A 15,322-nucleotide genomic window follows, 5' to 3' on the forward strand; every position below is an offset into this window, starting at 1 on the left:
GACCGAAACCAACACAACAGTGTTCAATGCATTCGAATTAGCAAGCTGTCAGAGCCCGTATTAACCACTTGTTTTTCCTTGAATATCTATCCAAAATACAGCCAAGAACCCAAAGCCAGTCTTTATCGGCAATCCGTTTTCAGGAATAGCGCACATGACATCTCCCCCAGCGTCTTACGATGCAGAGGTTCAGGATAAACTATCAGCCTTGATTGCGTCTGGAGAGATCAATCCTGAGGACAATACCCTTAAAGAACTGATGCGGCGCAACGAACTCGGGGTGCCGAACCTCTGGCTCGATATCCGGTCGGTTACCGGGTTTGAAAAAAGCTTTATCTCGATAAACAATTTTCGAAAGTGGTTCATGCCTACCCATCCTTTACTAAAAGGGAGGCCCGATCGGGCAGATAATTTCACCCAGTATCTACTGGGTTGCTTTCAAGGACCCTGTTTCATTCTTGATAAAGAGAAAAAGCTACAACCTACCCCTGCCCTGACTGGAATAGATTTTATCGAGGCCGCGAGTTACCTGATTTGTGACATGGGATCGAGCACCGCTGCAAAAAAACTGACACAACATGGCAAGTCTCTCATTACTTTAGAAAATGCCAAAAGCTGTCTTGAAATTCTCCGACTTCGACATGCTGAGGTGGAAAACTACATCAAAGACATCCTGCGCGATTTTATATTAGATCTATTCCAATATGCCCCCCTAGAACAGCCTGATCTGAATGGTGAAATCGAAGGTGAACCGGGCAAAGGAGGAAGTGTTTTTACCAAAGTTCTAAGCAACGAACAAAATGAGTTTTTAAAAGAGATCTTCGCAACTGGATATCACACCCTGAGTAACAGCGACGATGATCTGTTTGCCGATGGCCGCCCCAGATCTGCAAAGGAGCTAAAACTCACGGAGGATGAGCGAACTCTCTTCGTTGAAACGGGATATCATATCGCCCGCGTAATGTGGCATTGTCTGGGCGAATCAGATCCCACATTCAAATCTGAAATGTGGAACAATGGCCAATCTATCTTTGAAGTTGGTTGTGACATAATGGGCGAACTTGGCGTTTTTGATGCCGATAAAGACCCGTACTACTTTTTCGCCATGCCTTTGGATAACGTACGAGAACACCTCAAATCCCACATCCCGATCTCGAACTATCGTCTAGAAAGTATTATTGGAAATTTTTTATCTACGACAAGCCATTACAGAGAGGAAATTTCTGACGAAAAAGCAACTTTTGAAGTCCAAGGAGGTTTTCAACAAGCCATGTGGGCCTTTGTCCAGTGTGGCTATGCCACCCGCGAAGCCAACGGCTTTGTCTGGAGTGACAAAATTGCCCCGATCATGGTCGCAGAGAACCTCTGGGATCAGGAAGAAGAAAGCTACACTACTGAGAATAAAAAAAAGACTGTCGATTTAACCGAGCAAATTTGGGCGGCAATCCCCCTTTGGCGCCGCCACCTGATGGCACGTTGGATCGGACACAAGAGCGAGATGGATGTGTTTCTATATCTCTTCCGGCGATGGGATGGAAAACGCTTTCACTGGTTTGAAAAAATCCAGAAGAATAGAACAGAGAACCTCCCGACAGGATATCAGCAAGCAACCCGCGAAATTTGTCAGCGTCTGATAGAAATCCGGCGCAGTCACCCAATATGACGGGCGCTAACAAGCTTTCTCTTCTAACGACTTGTTTCCCTTCGCGAGTTGGGTCAGAGTAACTTCATAAAAAAGAACAATTCGCCTCAAACCCTAGAGCCCTCACCATGTCCAAAGCCGTAAAGAAAACTATCCTCACCTGTGCCGTTACCGGGAACCTGACCAAGCCGGAGCAGCATCCGGGTCTGCCGATCACACCGAAACAAATCGCGGATGCAGCCCTTGGCGCAGCAGAGGCTGGGGCGGCGATTGTGCATTTGCATGTGCGCGATCTCGAGACGGGCAAAGGCACGATGGAGTTTGCGCTTTACGAGGAAATGGTCGGACTGATCCGGCAAAAAAATAAGGATGTGATCCTCAACCTGACCACGGGTGAAGGCGGGCGTTTTGTGCCCTCTGAGGATCAGCCCAAGATCGCAGCTCAGGGCAGCACGCTTTGTACTCCGGAACTGCGTGTCGCCCACGTGGAAAAACTCAAGCCCGAGATCTGTACCCTGGATTTTAACACCATGTGGTCCGGCGAAGCGGTGGTAATCAATACCCCGCGCAATGTCGAGATCATGGCCGATCGCATCTACGCTGCGGGCACCAAGCCAGAAATCGAGCTGTTTGATGTCGGTGATCTCAATATGGCTCTGGATTTTCTCGACAAAGGTATCCTCAAAGGCCCAGTGATGATGCAGATCGTCATGGGCGTGCGCTATGGCATCCTACCCAACCCACAGAGCCTGATGTATCTGGTTTCACAACTGCCAAAAGACGCCGTCTGGGCCGCCTTTGGCATTGGCCGTCACGAATTCCCGATCCTGGCACAATCCTTCCTGCTCGGCGGTCATGTCCGTGTCGGCATGGAAGACAACCTGCAGATCCGCAAAGGCGAACTCTGCCGCGACAACGCCCAGCTGGTAGAAAAAGCAGCCGATATCATCGATCACCTAGGTGGAACGCTTGCCACCCCTGATGATGCACGAGTGATACTGGGACTTTGAACGACAAACCTGACTAGAGACAGATAAATGTCACTTTTATGGTTCCTGGATAACCAACTTAAAAAAGAAATCAAGTCTGCCAAGGATAGTAAAGACCTGAACATCAGCTGTATTAAAAATACAGAAAGAACCTTATTTATATTTGCCGTTCTTTGGTTTTCTATTTTTGGAATTGTAGCTGAGCTGTTCACTTATAAACACGACGGCCCACTAGTTTCCCCGTATTATGGTTTATCTATTCTGTTTTTCCTCACAGCTCATTACTGGCTGTTCAAAATAACAATTGGAACCGAAATCCGAGGGTTGTTATGCCATTCATTTGGAAAGATTTATATTGGTAAAGCTGTAGGAATACATAGAGGTCTTTACGGTAGGCCATATATGGATGTGGAGTTTTATGATGATAACAACAAACTAAGAACACCAGGCTGCCCAATAGAATTTGAGCAAACAAAATCTTTTAAGAAAAATCAAAAAATATATGTATTGTATATTGAAGGTACAAACTTTTTTTGGATACTTATTAAACCTCGTATTCCTTTGTATTCAATTAGAAAAACCAAAGAGAAATACCTCTTTTCACATTACGAGACATAACTCTCCTAAAATAATTCAACGGGATTTCACCCCTTAATTCTGCTCATAAAAACAGGAGAATTCAGAGAAATCGAAGTCCTTGTCCACCATGGGCTTGAAGAAAAAAATTTCTTTGGGGCCAATGGGGTAGGAATCATACATTGGGTTCTCTGGCTTAATATTGAACAGCTCCTGCATAATGCTCAGTTCAAGCTTGGGGAGCTCGATTATTTTAATGAGATCATCACCTTCTTTTTCAAAACAATAGATATACTGCTTCATCACGCGTGTGTACGGCACTACTTAATCACCCCCTGTCCAAAGGCATCGTATTACAGACAACACCTTATTAAAAAAACGTATCATTTCAGGCTGTTACCCGTTGACTTACAATTCACTTTAGCAAGATTTACACAGTACTTAAAATTTTTATTTGAGCCAAAGATGAGTGTCGATGGGGGGCAGACCGGGTGGGCCGGGGTATTTTATCCGGATGATGGTTCTCTTTTCCATTGCTGCCATACGGCTGATGTCACCAAAATGCTTCATGAAGAGCGCGTGGAATGACCCGTCCTGGTGGATCAACTCAAAGCCTAGTTGAAAGCGTTCTTTGAGCAGATAATTGGTTTTTTTGAACATAAAATATACCGGAAGATCGTAGATCAGGGCGATTGTTTCTTCGACCATGAGAGATGGAATTCTGGCTTTTTGCTCTTCGACTTCCGCCCATGCCTCATTTAATCCGCGATGAAAGTAATCAAATCTTCCGTTCACCAACATTGTCGTCAGATGTTCGGTTCTCGCTACCCCGACAACGGGCAACTCATTTAACGCAAATATTTTAAAATCACCCCACTGTGACCCAAAGCCCCCTTTGAAATTACGCAGGTCCGTCAGAGTTTTTATGGAAGAGAATTTCTCTTTGTTTTTCCGATCAATCAGAAAAACACGATAGCCCAGCATGCCGTTATGGATATCGATCTTGACCGTACTCATTTCTTCCAGTCGCAGTTCTGTTGGCGGCAGATATATCAGATCGACATCGCCGAACTACAATTCTGCGATGCACCGATCTTGTGAAGGATCCTTTCTATTCGCGCTATGGGGTACGATTTTAGCTCGTCCGTAACGCATTTCTGTTTTGCGTAACAAAAGGTTCGCCAATTCCATACGGTATTTATATTTTGCCTTTTCTGTTTGGCAAACTTTGATATCTGCAGCAAAAGCGCTCCGCAAAAAAGGTGAGCCTTCAAAAGAAAAGCTGGAATAAATAAAGACTGAAAAGAAAAACACTGCCAAATAACAAGCAACAACGGCCTTCATGGCATCGCCTCCAGTAAAACAACGCGAGACTGGTTAAGTTCTCACCCCATTGTACCCCTTAAGGCCTGCTAAAAAGGTCGTATTGGCATTATATTATACAAAAGTTGTGATGTTTTCATTGGCAGAGATTAATCGAACAACTTTCATATCCTTAAGATAACACACAATCCTGATCCTGCGTTACCTTATCGAGACTTAAAGGACTTCTCATTTCTAAATTAGAGTCATTTTACTGACTTTCAGATGAATGAAATCATCGCTATATATCTGAATAATAATGAGTTACTCTTGATTAAAGAACAGCTAAACTATTTAACAACACTCACAATTTCATCAAAGACATACGTTCAAAACAATGACTTTTGAACCCTTGGAAAGCTAAAGGTTAATTTGGAATAATGGACACAAAAGCCACTCTTCACCTTGTTTGCGGCAAAATCGCTTCGGGGAAATCCACTTTAGCACAGCTCCTTTCCACGGACCGCAAAGTAATTTTGATCAATGAAGATACGTGGCTTTCCAGGCTTTACCCCGATGAAATTAACACGATTGAAGACTATATCCGTTGTTCATCGCGTTTGCGCAGCATCATGGAAGACCACATCCAACTCTTACTGCAGGCAAACCTCTCTGTCGTGCTCGACTTTCCGGCAAACACAACTGAAATTCGCCAGTGGATGCTAGGGATTTCGGCGCGTGCAGGTGCTGCCAACCTCCTGCATTATCTTGATGTCCCTGACGATGTTTGCAAGGACCGCCTGCACGTTCGCAATGCCTCTGGCTCTCATGAGTTTGCCCCGACCGACGAACAGTTCGACGAACTTACCAGTTACTTCGTTCCGCCATCTGCTTCTGAAGGTCTTATGATCAAATTACATGAAGACTAGGCCTGAGGTGAGCACGCCTGAGGTGAGCACGCCCGCTCAGGCAACTGACACCCCCACCCGGCTTTATCTTGGTGTTGCCCTTATGGCTCTGGCCATGATTGTGGTGCCGGGCATGGATGGCATTGCCAAATATCTCAGCACAGATCACTCGACCTCGCAGATTGTTTGGTCGCGCTATATCTTTATGACGATTATCCTGCTGCCTTTTATTCTGCTGCGCTATCGCCATGAAGTCCTGAGGCCAAAGGCCCCTGCCCGGCAAGGTCTACGCGGCCTTTTGATTATCGGATCCAACTTCCTGTTTTTCTGGTCCCTGGCCTACCTGCCAATCGCCGATGCACTCGCGCTGCTGTTCGTTTATCCCCTCGCAATCACTGTGATGTCGGGCCTGATTTTGAGGGAAAGGGTCGGGCCTAGGCGTTACGGCGCTGTGGTGGTTGGTTTTCTGGGCGTGCTCCTGGTGCTCAAGCCCGAAGCAGGGAATATAAGCACCCCGGCGCTGCTCGCCATTGCTGCGGGCATATTACATGGCGGCTACATCGTGCTGACAAGGTCCCTCGCCCACCACACCCCAGCACTTGTCACCCTGTTTTACACCGGGGTTGTCGGCACCGTTGTGATGTCACTGTTCGTACCGTTTTACTGGTCCGCACCGACCGTGGATAGCTGGATGTGGATGGTGGTGCTCGGCCTTTGCTCTGGCCTCGGGCACTACTTCATCACCAAAGCCTGTGCCCTGGCTCCGGCCTCAATCCTGGCGCCGCTGGGTTATGTCGAGATCATCTCTGGCACCCTGATCGGCTTCTTTGTCTTTGGCGACTTCCCTGACCTTCTGACCTGGGCCGGTATCGCCGTGATCTGTGGCAGCGGCCTGTTCATTGTCCTGCGCGAGGCCCAACTGAAGAAACGCGGTTGAGCCGCTCTTTTTATTTAGCAGCGTTTTTATAAGCGGCGACCAATTCAGCCGTGGACGTTGCAACATCGCCCAGGGATTTTCCGGGTTTATAGAGTGCTGATCCCATGCCCATGGCATAGACACCCGCGGCAATGAAGGTGTGCATATTCTCTGCTTTTACCCCGCCGGTGGGGCAGATCGGTGTTCCCGTAGGCAATACCGCTGATATCGCCTTTATAAAGGGCACACCAAGTGTATCGGCCGGGAAGATTTTCAGGATATCTGCACCCGCTTTTAAGGCCGTAAAACATTCAGAGGGTGTATAACAACCCGGCACGGAAATAAGGCCTAGCTCTTTGGTCCGCCGGATAACATCCACATCCATATTGGGCGAGATAATCACCTGACCGCCAACAGCCTTAACACGGTCAACGTCCTCTGGGGTCAGAACGGTTCCTGCCCCCAGAATGATGTTATCGCCGTGTTTTGCCTTGATCCGGCGTAGGGTTTCCTCCCACTCCGGACTATTGAGCGTGACCTCCATAAAGGTCATGCCGTTATTAACCAGCGCATCCGAAACGCCTTCGGCCTCATCCGGGGTAATACCTCGCAAAATTGCGATCAGGGGCATCTGTTCAATGCGTTTTCTTAAATCGTTAAACATGAAATTTTCCAGAAATTAATTGAGTATGGAGAGGTCGATTTTGACAATAGATCCCTTGGCACAGACAACCTGAGAGGCAATGGCATGGGCCCGGGTTAAGCATTCCTCAAAGGAGGAACCGTCGGATTTCGCCGCCAGATAAGTGCCGATAAAAGCATCGCCCGCAGCAGAGGTGTCCACGACATCGACAACTGACGTAAAACTTTGAGCTGCTAAGCGTTCGCCCGCTTGCCAGACCTCGGCCTTTTCTCCGCCACAGGTGAGAACCCATTCGGTATCGGGATATTGCTTGGAGAACCCTTGGACGTCTTTATCACCATAGAGAAGAACCAGCTCTTCATCGGAAATTTTCGCAATATCAACCAGAGGCAGGATCTCATTGGCAAAGCTGCAGGCCTGCTCTTTTGACCATAGCTGAGCCCGGTGATTGAAGTCATAGATGATTTTTGCGCTATCGGATTTACCTTGTGCCTTAGCCTGGAACTTAACCTCGGCGAGAGAGGAAATCAGATTGTTTCTGTTTTCAGTGATCGCCGCGGTGATCCCGGAAAAGTAAACCATGTCAAAACCAGTGAGATCCTGCGTTTGATCAAACAAATGACGCGCCGCGGACTGACCCCGCCAATAGCCATATTTCTTTTCCCCGGCGGCATCGTTGCTGAGGACAAAAAGACCAATGGTCCGTCCCTCAAGCGTCTGTATCTTACCTGTTGAAACTCCCATTTCTTCGAGGAAAGCCAAGCAGTCCCGACTGCTGTCATCATCTCCCAAGGCGGTGAGATAATCGGCTTTTATCCGGCCCCGACTTGCCACATTGATGTAGTGGGCCACGTTAAAGGTATCGCCGGCAAAACTCTTTTTAAACAGCCCGTTGCCCACATCGGACATCTCAAGCATGACTTCACCGATTGCCAGAATTTTTGTCATCTTCGTTACTTATTCACTCGTTTCGTTGTGACTACCCTACTTTAATGACTATCCCGGGGAAGGCCCTTGCTCGTAGAGATCCTTTGGTATTTAACCGCGTTTTTCAGCACCATGCCCTCTGATAGTTGATCGATAATCCCACGTTGAATTTCCTGCCACGGGGTTTGGTTTTCAGGATAGGCGTAACCGCCTGCTGCTTCCAAGTCTTTTTGTCGACTTTGCAGTTCCTGGTCGGACACCAGCATATTGGCTTGGCCCTTTTTTAAATCGATACGGATCCGGTCGCCGTTTCTAAGCAGAGCGAGCCCGCCACCAACCGCGGCCTCTGGCGATGCATTGAGAATGGAGGGCGACCCCGACGTCCCGGACTGTCTGCCATCACCAATACAGGGGAGGAATTTCACACCTTGCTTGAGGAGGTAATCTGGAACCCGCATGTTCACCACTTCGGCAGCACCGGGATAACCAATAGGTCCGGCTCCACGGATAAAGAGGATCGATTTTTCAGTAATGTTCAAGGCGGGATCATCGATCACTTCGCGGTAATGTTCCGGACCATCGAAAACCACTGCGTCGCCTTCGAATGCATCGGGGTCTTCAGGGTTGTTCAAATAGCGACCGCGGAATTCATCGGACAGAACGCTCAGTTTCATGATCGCGGAATCAAACAGATTGCCGCTGATAACTTTAAAGCCCGCGGACGGCATCAAGGCCTTATCGTACGACCTGATCACATCCGGATTTTCAGATCCCCGGCCCTTACAGTTTTCGCCGATGGTGCGCCCGGAAACGGTAAGGCAGTCTTCGTGGATCAGGCCTTTTTTGACCAGTTCACCAACCACCGCCGGGACGCCCCCTGCGCGGTGAAAATCTTCGGCGAGATATTCCCCCGCAGGCTGGAGATTGACCAGCATCGGGATTTCCAGACCGTGGGTTTCCCAATCTTCGATCTCAAGCTCGACCCCGATATGACGGGCAATTGCCGTGATGTGGATCGGTGCGTTGGTCGATCCGCCAAGCGCGGAATTGACCACAATGGCATTTTCAAAGGCTTCACGGGTCAAGATCGTTGAAGGCCTGACGTCTTCCCTCACCAAATCGACGATGCGCTGTCCGGTATGATAGGCAACCTGACCACGTTCGCGGTAGGGTGCCGGAATTGATCCGCCACCCGGAAGCTGCATGCCGAGAACTTCCGAGAGTGAATTCATGGTCGAGGCCGTGCCCATGGTATTGCAGTAACCTGCAGAAGGGGCGGAATCAGCGGCGCGCTTCATAAAGCCTTCGTAATCAAGCTCGCCCTTGGCGTGCTCTTCGCGAGCTTCCCAGATCGCGGTTCCCGAACCACACAGACGCCCACCGGAATACCCATTGAGCATCGGCCCGCCGCTCAAAACAATGGCTGGAATATCCACCGTAGCAGCCGCCATCAAACACGCAGGCGTGGTCTTATCGCACCCAACGGTCAAAACCACTCCATCCAACGGATAGCCATAGAGGATTTCAACCAAGCCGAGATAGGCCAAATTTCGATCCAGTGACGCCGTTGGTCGTTTGCCGGTTTCCTGGATCGGATGGACCGGAAACTCCATGGCAATCCCACCCGCATCCCGGATACCATCGCGGATACGTTTGGCGAGTTCCAGATGCGGGCGGTTACAGGGCGACAGATCAGACCCGGTTTGGGCAATGCCGATAATCGGTTTGCCGGACTGGAGCTCTTCACGGGTCAGACCATAATTGAGATAGCGTTCGAGGTAGAGCGCCGTCATATCGGGATGATCGGGATTATCAAACCAGGCCCGGGAACGAAGTTGTGGTTTTTTGTCGGTCAAAATATGAGCTCCCTCAACGGCCGGTCAAACCAGGGAATGCGATCAGCAAACCTACGGCGACAATTTGAATACAGATAAAGGGCAACAGCGATCGGAAAATGATCCCCAGACTAATGTCAGGCGGCGCCACTGATTTAAGATAAAACGCTGCCGGACCAAAGGGCGGCGATAGAAAGCTCACCTGCATGTTCATGGCAAACAACACCCCAAACCATACCGGGTCATACCCAAGGGAAATTACGATTGGCACAAAGATCGGCATAGTCAAAAGCGCGATGCCTACCCAGTCGAGGAACATGCCAAGCACGAACAGGATCAACATCATAAAGAGGATGATAACGATACCGTTGTCGGATATGCCGGTGATCAAGGAAGAGACAAAGTTAATCCCGCCCATAAGGTTGAATACGCCGACCAGTGCACTGGCCCCGATGCCAATCCAAACGATCATGCCGCAGGTGGACAGGGTTTGAACCGCCGCACCTTTAAACATAGAGAAAGAGAACTCTCCGCGGATAATCACCGACAGCAACACCCCGGCGACACCAACGGCCGAGGCCTCGGTCACAGACGCAATCCCGCCGTAGATCGACCCGAGAACAAAGATCACCACCATAATTGGCAGGACAATGCCCTTGAGGAGCTTGAGCTTTTCTCTAGTCGGCATCGGCTCAACTTCGGGTGCAGGCGCGAGGTTCGGGTTGAGGTAACAACGGATTAAAACATAAGCGACATAAAAACTCGCCAGCATCAAACCGGGTATAAAGGCAGAGGTAAAGAGATCACCAATGGAGACATTGGCGGTCAGGCCATAGATGATGAGCACAATAGATGGCGGCACCATGGTGCCAAGCGATCCACCGGCACAGACAACACCAATGGCAAGGTTGCGGTCATAGCCCTGTCGCAACATCTGTGGCAACGCCAACAAGCCGAGCAAAATAATCTCGCCACCGATAATGCCACTCATAGCAGCCAGGACAACGGCGACAAAAATGGTTTGAATGGCAACGGCGCCTCTGACCCGTCCACCGACAAGCTTCATGGCATCGAAAAGATCCCGGGCAATGCCCGATCTATCCAGTAGGGCTGCCATGAGGACAAACATGGGGACAGAGACAAAAACAAAGGAGGATACGAAAGAATATACCCGACTGGTAATCAGGGGAACGGCCATGGGGCCAAACCAACCCAGGGCAAAGACAAGGGCAACAAGCAAGGTCACGAACGCAAGTGGCATGCCCGTGAGCAACATCACGAGCAGCATTATAAACATGACCAGCGTCCCGTATTCAACGCCGAGCAAAGAAAGATCAATCATCAATTTATTCCGATTTTAGGCGTTTTCCGGGGAGGCTTTATTTGAGCCTGAACCATTTGAGCCTGAGCCATTTGGTGATGCTTTACCGCGAATGTGGGCAATGGCAAAGACGATGAACTGTACGGTCATGACCACGAGAACCGCCAACAAGAACATCTTCAACAAAGCAGGTGTTGGGGGGTTCCACGCACTGCCACTGGTCTCAAAGCGCAATTCTCCGCCGGGGGTAAAAATCGCCCGCTTGACTACAAGCCATGCGGCATAAGAGAAAAACCCGGTTGAGATCGCACAGGTGATATAGATCCCGATATCCAACCAACGCTTAACTTTTGAGCTTACGTAATCGTAAATGATCACCACCCGAATGTGTTTATTGCGCGAGGCGCTGAAGAGCCCGCCAAAAATAAACCCGGAGGCACAAAGAAATGTCGTGGTTTCATGGGCCCACAAAGTCGGCGCATCAAACAAGTGACGCAGCACGATTTCATAGATCAGCACTGCCATACTGACGACAAAGCAAAAGGCAAACACAGAACCTGCTGCATTGATTATACGCCCGAGGGCGCCAGCTTCTGCTGGAGCAGTTTCATTTTCAAGGGTATTTAGAACGTCTGGGGTTTCTAAAGCGTTATCGGGGGTATTGGGGTCGGCCATAACTTACTCCTGGCAAGAAATGTACGAGAGGAACCTCCCTCCCCCCGTACATTATCTACTGGCATCATCTACCGGCATCATCTATTGGCACCATCTAAAAGGCGCCATTAACGTATCAGATTAGGCCTTGGCTGGTAAGATAGCCGAGGAGTACATCGTAAACTTTTTGCGCATTTTCAGAACGCTCAGCAACCTTAGCCCATTGATCCTGAGCAATTTTGCGGAACTTCGCGCGCTCAACAGCTGACCAGTTGTGAATAGTAAGGCTGGAATCTTTAGATGCTTCGGCAACCGCCTGCAGATCTTTCATCGCCAACTTGGATGTCATATCCGTCGCAAAATCACGCACAGAGATTTCCAGAATTTTCTGAATATCTGCAGGCAACGCATCCCACTTGGCTTTGTTCATGGACACTTCAACCATCGGCATGGAGTGGAAACCAGGATAAACCGGGTGTTTCGCAATGTCGTGCATGCCCTGGGCATGGTTGGTTGAAAACACTGTGTAATCAGCGGCTTCGATTACTTTTTTATCCAAAGAAGTGAATACTTCTGAACCCGGCAGGTTAACCGGTGTCGCACCAGCCGCCGCGAAAACTTCCTGAACCATACCTTCTGGGGCACGCATTTTCAGACCCTTGAGATCAGCGACACCATCCAACGGCTTGGTGGAAATAAACGCCTCCAGACCTGGTGTTGTGGCACCGATGAAGTGCAGACCATAAGGCTCCAAAATTTCGTTCATCAATTCGGAACCCCCGCCGTAATTGATAAAGCGCAACATTTCAGATGGCGAAGACCAGGCGCCAACAGGATTGGCAATCAAACCAAAGGCCGGATCTTTACCTGCGAAATAACTTGTATCGGTGATGTGACCATCAAGGATACCACCCGCAACGGCGTCCTGAGTTTCAGAGTGCTGAACCACAGAGTTCACAGGCATCATTTCAATATTAAGACGGCCCCCGGTCATCACGCCTACGCGCTCAGCCCATTCTTGTTTTAACAAGAAATTTGGGTTGCCTGCTGGATCGCTGGATTGGAATTTAAAGTTGTAATCTGCGGCAAATGATGCCCCAGAAATTGCAGTCGACATTAGTGCTGCTGAAAGTCCCATGACGAGACCTTTAGTGATTTTCTTAAACATCGTTTTACTACTCCCAAGGACGATATTCTATCGGTTTTTTGTGCAGGCTGATGCTCTTTGAAAAAGCAAACGTTATAACAACCTGTTGAATTTCTATAATATTCTCCGGTGTGACTGTATTCGGTAACTATTTTATTTTTATGGTAGCGCTACCACAGTCATGATTGACAATATGGTAGCGCTACCATATTGTCAATCACAGAAATAAATTGAATGAATAATTGTACTGAGCAAAGGGAACAAACATCCTTGATAAATGGATCGGTCAGACGTAAAAATCATCTACACCGAAAGAGTGAGGAATAATTACCGTTGGGCAAACGCAAAGGCTCTGGCAGAGCAACCATTACAGATGTAGCCGAACACGCCCAAGTTGGCGCGATCACCGTTTCCCGCATGTTACGCGACCCGACAAAAGTCTCGGATAAACTTCGAACCCGTATCGAACAATCGATCAATGCCCTGAACTATATCCCGGATCCCAAGGCACGCGCTCTGGCTTCGGGACAGGCAGACATCATCGGTGTGCTTATTCCTTCGCTCTCAAACATTGTCTTTGCCGATACCCTGCGTGCGATCCACGACGGCGTCAAAGGGACGCCCTACCAGGTCCTGATCGGTAATACCCGATACGATACTCAAGAGGAAGACCGCCTGATTTCTCTTTTCCTCGGCCATCGGCCAGCGGCTTTAATTGTGGCAGGCATTGATCAGTCGGAGAAATCGATCCAACTGCTCAGCGATGCCGGCATACCCATCGTGCAGATCTATGAAATCGGCGAAGACCCAATCGACATCAGTATTGGTCTGTCCCATATCGAGGCCAGCCAAGCCATGATCGAGCATCTGCTAGAGCAAGATTTCCGCAAGATTGGCTATTTAGCAGCCCGGATGGATCCACGGATGGAACGACGCCTGGAAACCTACCGCAGCAAGCTTAAACCTCTTGATCTCTACGATCCCACCCGCGTAATCCTCACGGATAAATCTTCATCGGTAAACTGCGGCCGGGCGTTAATGCGCCAACTATTGGAAAACGCCCCCGATACCGACGCCGTTGTTTGTGCCAATGACGATATCGCCCTGGGCGCCCTGTTTGAATGTCAGTCCCAGGGCATATCCGTGCCCGATCAAATGGGCCTGATCGGCTTTAACGATTTCGAGATGATGAGCGCCGCCTACCCGTCGCTCACCAGCGTGCGAACCAACAGATATAAAATCGGCGAGCTCGCCGTCGACAGCATCTTCCAAAGGCTCAAGGGCGAAGCGCCCACGCAAAAAAAAATCGACATCGGCTTTGAGCTGATACAGCGCGACAGCACCACGCGGGGGTAAAAGACTTTCAATTGCTGCTGCAAAGCGGTTCAAATCCTGTAGAGGCCGAGAGCTGAACATCTTGGACATATCGTCCATTGCGGTCTCTGCCCCTTACTTCGCCCTCCTCGACCGCTTGCTGCATCAGCATTCCCTTTTCTACTTGGTCCTACTGCATAGCTTAACTCCTTATGGTTGACTAACTCCTAAAATTCTCTAACCATTAAACTCAAAAAAGGCCCCGCGAACGCAAAGCCTTTGGGCGTGCTAGCCCGTACAAATAATACGAACTTTAGTTAGAACACAGCAGGAACAGGAAGTATGAAAACATATAATATTCGAGGGTCTATTTTTATTTTACTCTCGTTCTTTATATTAACCGCATGCGAATATCCAAGAATCATATCAGACAGAACAACTTTCCATCAACTGGGCACGAGTAGTTCGCAATCGGTTTTTATAGTCGGCTACCCCGAAGAGGTTAATGGTACCTTAGAATTTGCCGCCTACAAAAAGTTGTTTGAGCAAGAGTTTTTAAACAATGGATATCTTGTTACAAATGACTTAAGCGCATCTGATTACACTGCATTTGTGTCGTACGGAATAGACGGCGGCAAAACCTCAACTCACTCAGGATCGAGATCAATCTACGGTCAAACCGGGGGCGGAACCACTTATCACAGCGGGTCACTAAATACAGGGTCCAGTTACAGTACTTACACAGGGACATCATACACTATGCCTACGTATGGCGTAGTTGGCTCTAAAACGTACTCATACAACGTCACTACTTTTACGCGTAGCATTGCTATGGATATGATTGAAACAAGCTCTCTACAGTCAGATAAACCCCTCAAAGTGTACGAAGGACGGATAGTTAGTTCTGGTTGCCTTAATCAACTTAATCCCATCATGAAACCTCTCGTTCGAGCATTATTTCAGAACTTTCCTGGAGAAAACGGCCAGTCATCAAGAATTGAAACCTTATTTGACCCCTCAGCAGAAAACATTGAGTGTTAAGCCAACAACCCAACTAAAAAAGGCCCCAGTTAAGGGGCCTTCTCTCTATGCTGATAAATGCTTCACCCCGCTCCCAAAGTCGCGGTAATTTATCTTTTCCGCTTGAC

General features: G+C 48.8%; 16 protein-coding genes. 7 read left to right on the forward strand and 9 right to left on the reverse strand.

The features are described from left to right. The first annotated feature begins 154 nt into the window (after positions 1–154). The 3 genes from ACOGW3_RS22575 (at position 155) to ACOGW3_RS22585 (ending at position 3,249) form a co-directional block, all read left to right on the forward strand. Positions 155–1,663, forward strand: a complete 1,509-nt coding sequence (locus tag ACOGW3_RS22575) for a hypothetical protein (RefSeq protein ID WP_419905009.1) — start codon at positions 155–157, stop codon at positions 1,661–1,663. A 107-nt stretch (positions 1,664–1,770) separates the two neighbouring features. Continuing rightward, the gene (locus tag ACOGW3_RS22580; protein WP_419905010.1) at positions 1,771–2,652 is read left to right on the forward strand and encodes a 3-keto-5-aminohexanoate cleavage protein; all 882 of its coding nucleotides are present in this window, start codon (positions 1,771–1,773) and stop codon (positions 2,650–2,652) included. 27 nt (positions 2,653–2,679) lie between these two features. Continuing rightward, positions 2,680–3,249 carry a hypothetical protein gene (locus ACOGW3_RS22585; protein WP_419905011.1) on the forward strand — a complete coding sequence of 190 codons (570 nt, stop codon included), beginning with the start codon at positions 2,680–2,682 and terminating at the stop codon, positions 3,247–3,249. 33 nt (positions 3,250–3,282) lie between these two features. On the opposite strand, the gene ACOGW3_RS22590 is transcribed toward ACOGW3_RS22585, so the two are convergent. The 3 genes from ACOGW3_RS22590 to ACOGW3_RS22600 all read right to left on the reverse strand — a co-directional run bounded on the left by ACOGW3_RS22590 (position 3,283) and on the right by ACOGW3_RS22600 (position 4,551). Continuing rightward, positions 3,283–3,528 carry a DUF7683 domain-containing protein gene (locus ACOGW3_RS22590; protein ID WP_419905012.1) on the reverse strand — a complete coding sequence of 82 codons (246 nt, stop codon included), beginning with the start codon at positions 3,526–3,528 and terminating at the stop codon, positions 3,283–3,285. A 129-nt stretch (positions 3,529–3,657) separates the two neighbouring features. Further along, positions 3,658–4,224 carry a hypothetical protein gene (locus ACOGW3_RS22595; protein ID WP_419905013.1) on the reverse strand — a complete coding sequence of 189 codons (567 nt, stop codon included), beginning with the start codon at positions 4,222–4,224 and terminating at the stop codon, positions 3,658–3,660. A gap of 54 nt (positions 4,225–4,278) precedes the next feature. Continuing rightward, entirely contained in the window at positions 4,279–4,551 is a 273-nt protein-coding gene (locus ACOGW3_RS22600) for a hypothetical protein (RefSeq protein WP_419905014.1), read from the reverse strand. A 398-nt stretch (positions 4,552–4,949) separates the two neighbouring features. On the opposite strand from ACOGW3_RS22600, the gene ACOGW3_RS22605 reads away from it, so the two are divergent. Both ACOGW3_RS22605 and ACOGW3_RS22610 read left to right on the forward strand, forming a co-directional pair. Further along, the gene (locus tag ACOGW3_RS22605; protein WP_419905015.1) at positions 4,950–5,438 is read left to right on the forward strand and encodes an AAA family ATPase; all 489 of its coding nucleotides are present in this window, start codon (positions 4,950–4,952) and stop codon (positions 5,436–5,438) included. 22 nt (positions 5,439–5,460) lie between these two features. Beyond that, on the forward strand, positions 5,461–6,354 hold the full coding sequence (locus ACOGW3_RS22610; protein WP_419905016.1) for a DMT family transporter: 894 nt from the start codon (positions 5,461–5,463) through the stop codon (positions 6,352–6,354). 10 nt (positions 6,355–6,364) lie between these two features. Here the strand turns inward: ACOGW3_RS22610 and ACOGW3_RS22615 are convergent, their stop codons facing one another. The 6 genes from ACOGW3_RS22615 to ACOGW3_RS22640 form a co-directional block, all read right to left on the reverse strand. Then, complete coding sequence (locus ACOGW3_RS22615; RefSeq protein ID WP_419905017.1) at positions 6,365–6,997, reverse strand: 2-dehydro-3-deoxy-6-phosphogalactonate aldolase; 633 nt, start codon at positions 6,995–6,997, stop codon at positions 6,365–6,367. A 15-nt stretch (positions 6,998–7,012) separates the two neighbouring features. Then, on the reverse strand, positions 7,013–7,924 hold the full coding sequence (locus ACOGW3_RS22620; RefSeq protein WP_419905018.1) for a sugar kinase: 912 nt from the start codon (positions 7,922–7,924) through the stop codon (positions 7,013–7,015). Between the two features lie 41 nt (positions 7,925–7,965). Then, positions 7,966–9,759 carry an IlvD/Edd family dehydratase gene (locus tag ACOGW3_RS22625; protein WP_419905019.1) on the reverse strand — a complete coding sequence of 598 codons (1,794 nt, stop codon included), beginning with the start codon at positions 9,757–9,759 and terminating at the stop codon, positions 7,966–7,968. Positions 9,760–9,772: 13 nt separating this feature from the next. Continuing rightward, positions 9,773–11,080 carry a TRAP transporter large permease gene (locus tag ACOGW3_RS22630; protein WP_419905020.1) on the reverse strand — a complete coding sequence of 436 codons (1,308 nt, stop codon included), beginning with the start codon at positions 11,078–11,080 and terminating at the stop codon, positions 9,773–9,775. A gap of 15 nt (positions 11,081–11,095) precedes the next feature. Further along, positions 11,096–11,734, reverse strand: coding sequence for a TRAP transporter small permease subunit (locus ACOGW3_RS22635; RefSeq protein ID WP_419905021.1), 639 nt, complete (start codon positions 11,732–11,734; stop codon positions 11,096–11,098). Between the two features lie 115 nt (positions 11,735–11,849). After that, entirely contained in the window at positions 11,850–12,881 is a 1,032-nt protein-coding gene (locus ACOGW3_RS22640) for a TRAP transporter substrate-binding protein (RefSeq protein ID WP_419905022.1), read from the reverse strand. Between the two features lie 312 nt (positions 12,882–13,193). On the opposite strand from ACOGW3_RS22640, the gene ACOGW3_RS22645 reads away from it, so the two are divergent. Continuing rightward, positions 13,194–14,216 carry a LacI family DNA-binding transcriptional regulator gene (locus ACOGW3_RS22645; protein WP_419905023.1) on the forward strand — a complete coding sequence of 341 codons (1,023 nt, stop codon included), beginning with the start codon at positions 13,194–13,196 and terminating at the stop codon, positions 14,214–14,216. Between the two features lie 300 nt (positions 14,217–14,516). Continuing rightward, entirely contained in the window at positions 14,517–15,215 is a 699-nt protein-coding gene (locus tag ACOGW3_RS22650; RefSeq protein ID WP_419905024.1) for a hypothetical protein, read from the forward strand. Positions 15,216–15,322 lie beyond the last annotated feature (107 nt).

The sequence above is a fragment of the Kiloniella sp. genome (assembly GCF_965205715.1).
GTDB lineage: Bacteria > Pseudomonadota > Alphaproteobacteria > Kiloniellales > Kiloniellaceae > Kiloniella.

Coding starts and splice junctions, on each gene's coding strand:
- ACOGW3_RS22575 (WP_419905009.1), top strand. CDS start 155: ATGACATCTCCCCCAGCGTCTTACGATGCAGAGGTTCAGGATAAACTA.
- ACOGW3_RS22580 (WP_419905010.1), top strand. CDS start 1,771: ATGTCCAAAGCCGTAAAGAAAACTATCCTCACCTGTGCCGTTACCGGG.
- ACOGW3_RS22585 (WP_419905011.1), top strand. CDS start 2,680: ATGTCACTTTTATGGTTCCTGGATAACCAACTTAAAAAAGAAATCAAG.
- ACOGW3_RS22595 (WP_419905013.1), bottom strand. CDS start 4,224: ATGAGTACGGTCAAGATCGATATCCATAACGGCATGCTGGGCTATCGT.
- ACOGW3_RS22600 (WP_419905014.1), bottom strand. CDS start 4,551: ATGAAGGCCGTTGTTGCTTGTTATTTGGCAGTGTTTTTCTTTTCAGTC.
- ACOGW3_RS22605 (WP_419905015.1), top strand. CDS start 4,950: ATGGACACAAAAGCCACTCTTCACCTTGTTTGCGGCAAAATCGCTTCG.
- ACOGW3_RS22615 (WP_419905017.1), bottom strand. CDS start 6,997: ATGTTTAACGATTTAAGAAAACGCATTGAACAGATGCCCCTGATCGCA.
- ACOGW3_RS22620 (WP_419905018.1), bottom strand. CDS start 7,924: ATGACAAAAATTCTGGCAATCGGTGAAGTCATGCTTGAGATGTCCGAT.
- ACOGW3_RS22630 (WP_419905020.1), bottom strand. CDS start 11,080: ATGATTGATCTTTCTTTGCTCGGCGTTGAATACGGGACGCTGGTCATG.
- ACOGW3_RS22635 (WP_419905021.1), bottom strand. CDS start 11,734: ATGGCCGACCCCAATACCCCCGATAACGCTTTAGAAACCCCAGACGTT.
- ACOGW3_RS22640 (WP_419905022.1), bottom strand. CDS start 12,881: ATGTTTAAGAAAATCACTAAAGGTCTCGTCATGGGACTTTCAGCAGCA.
- ACOGW3_RS22650 (WP_419905024.1), top strand. CDS start 14,517: ATGAAAACATATAATATTCGAGGGTCTATTTTTATTTTACTCTCGTTC.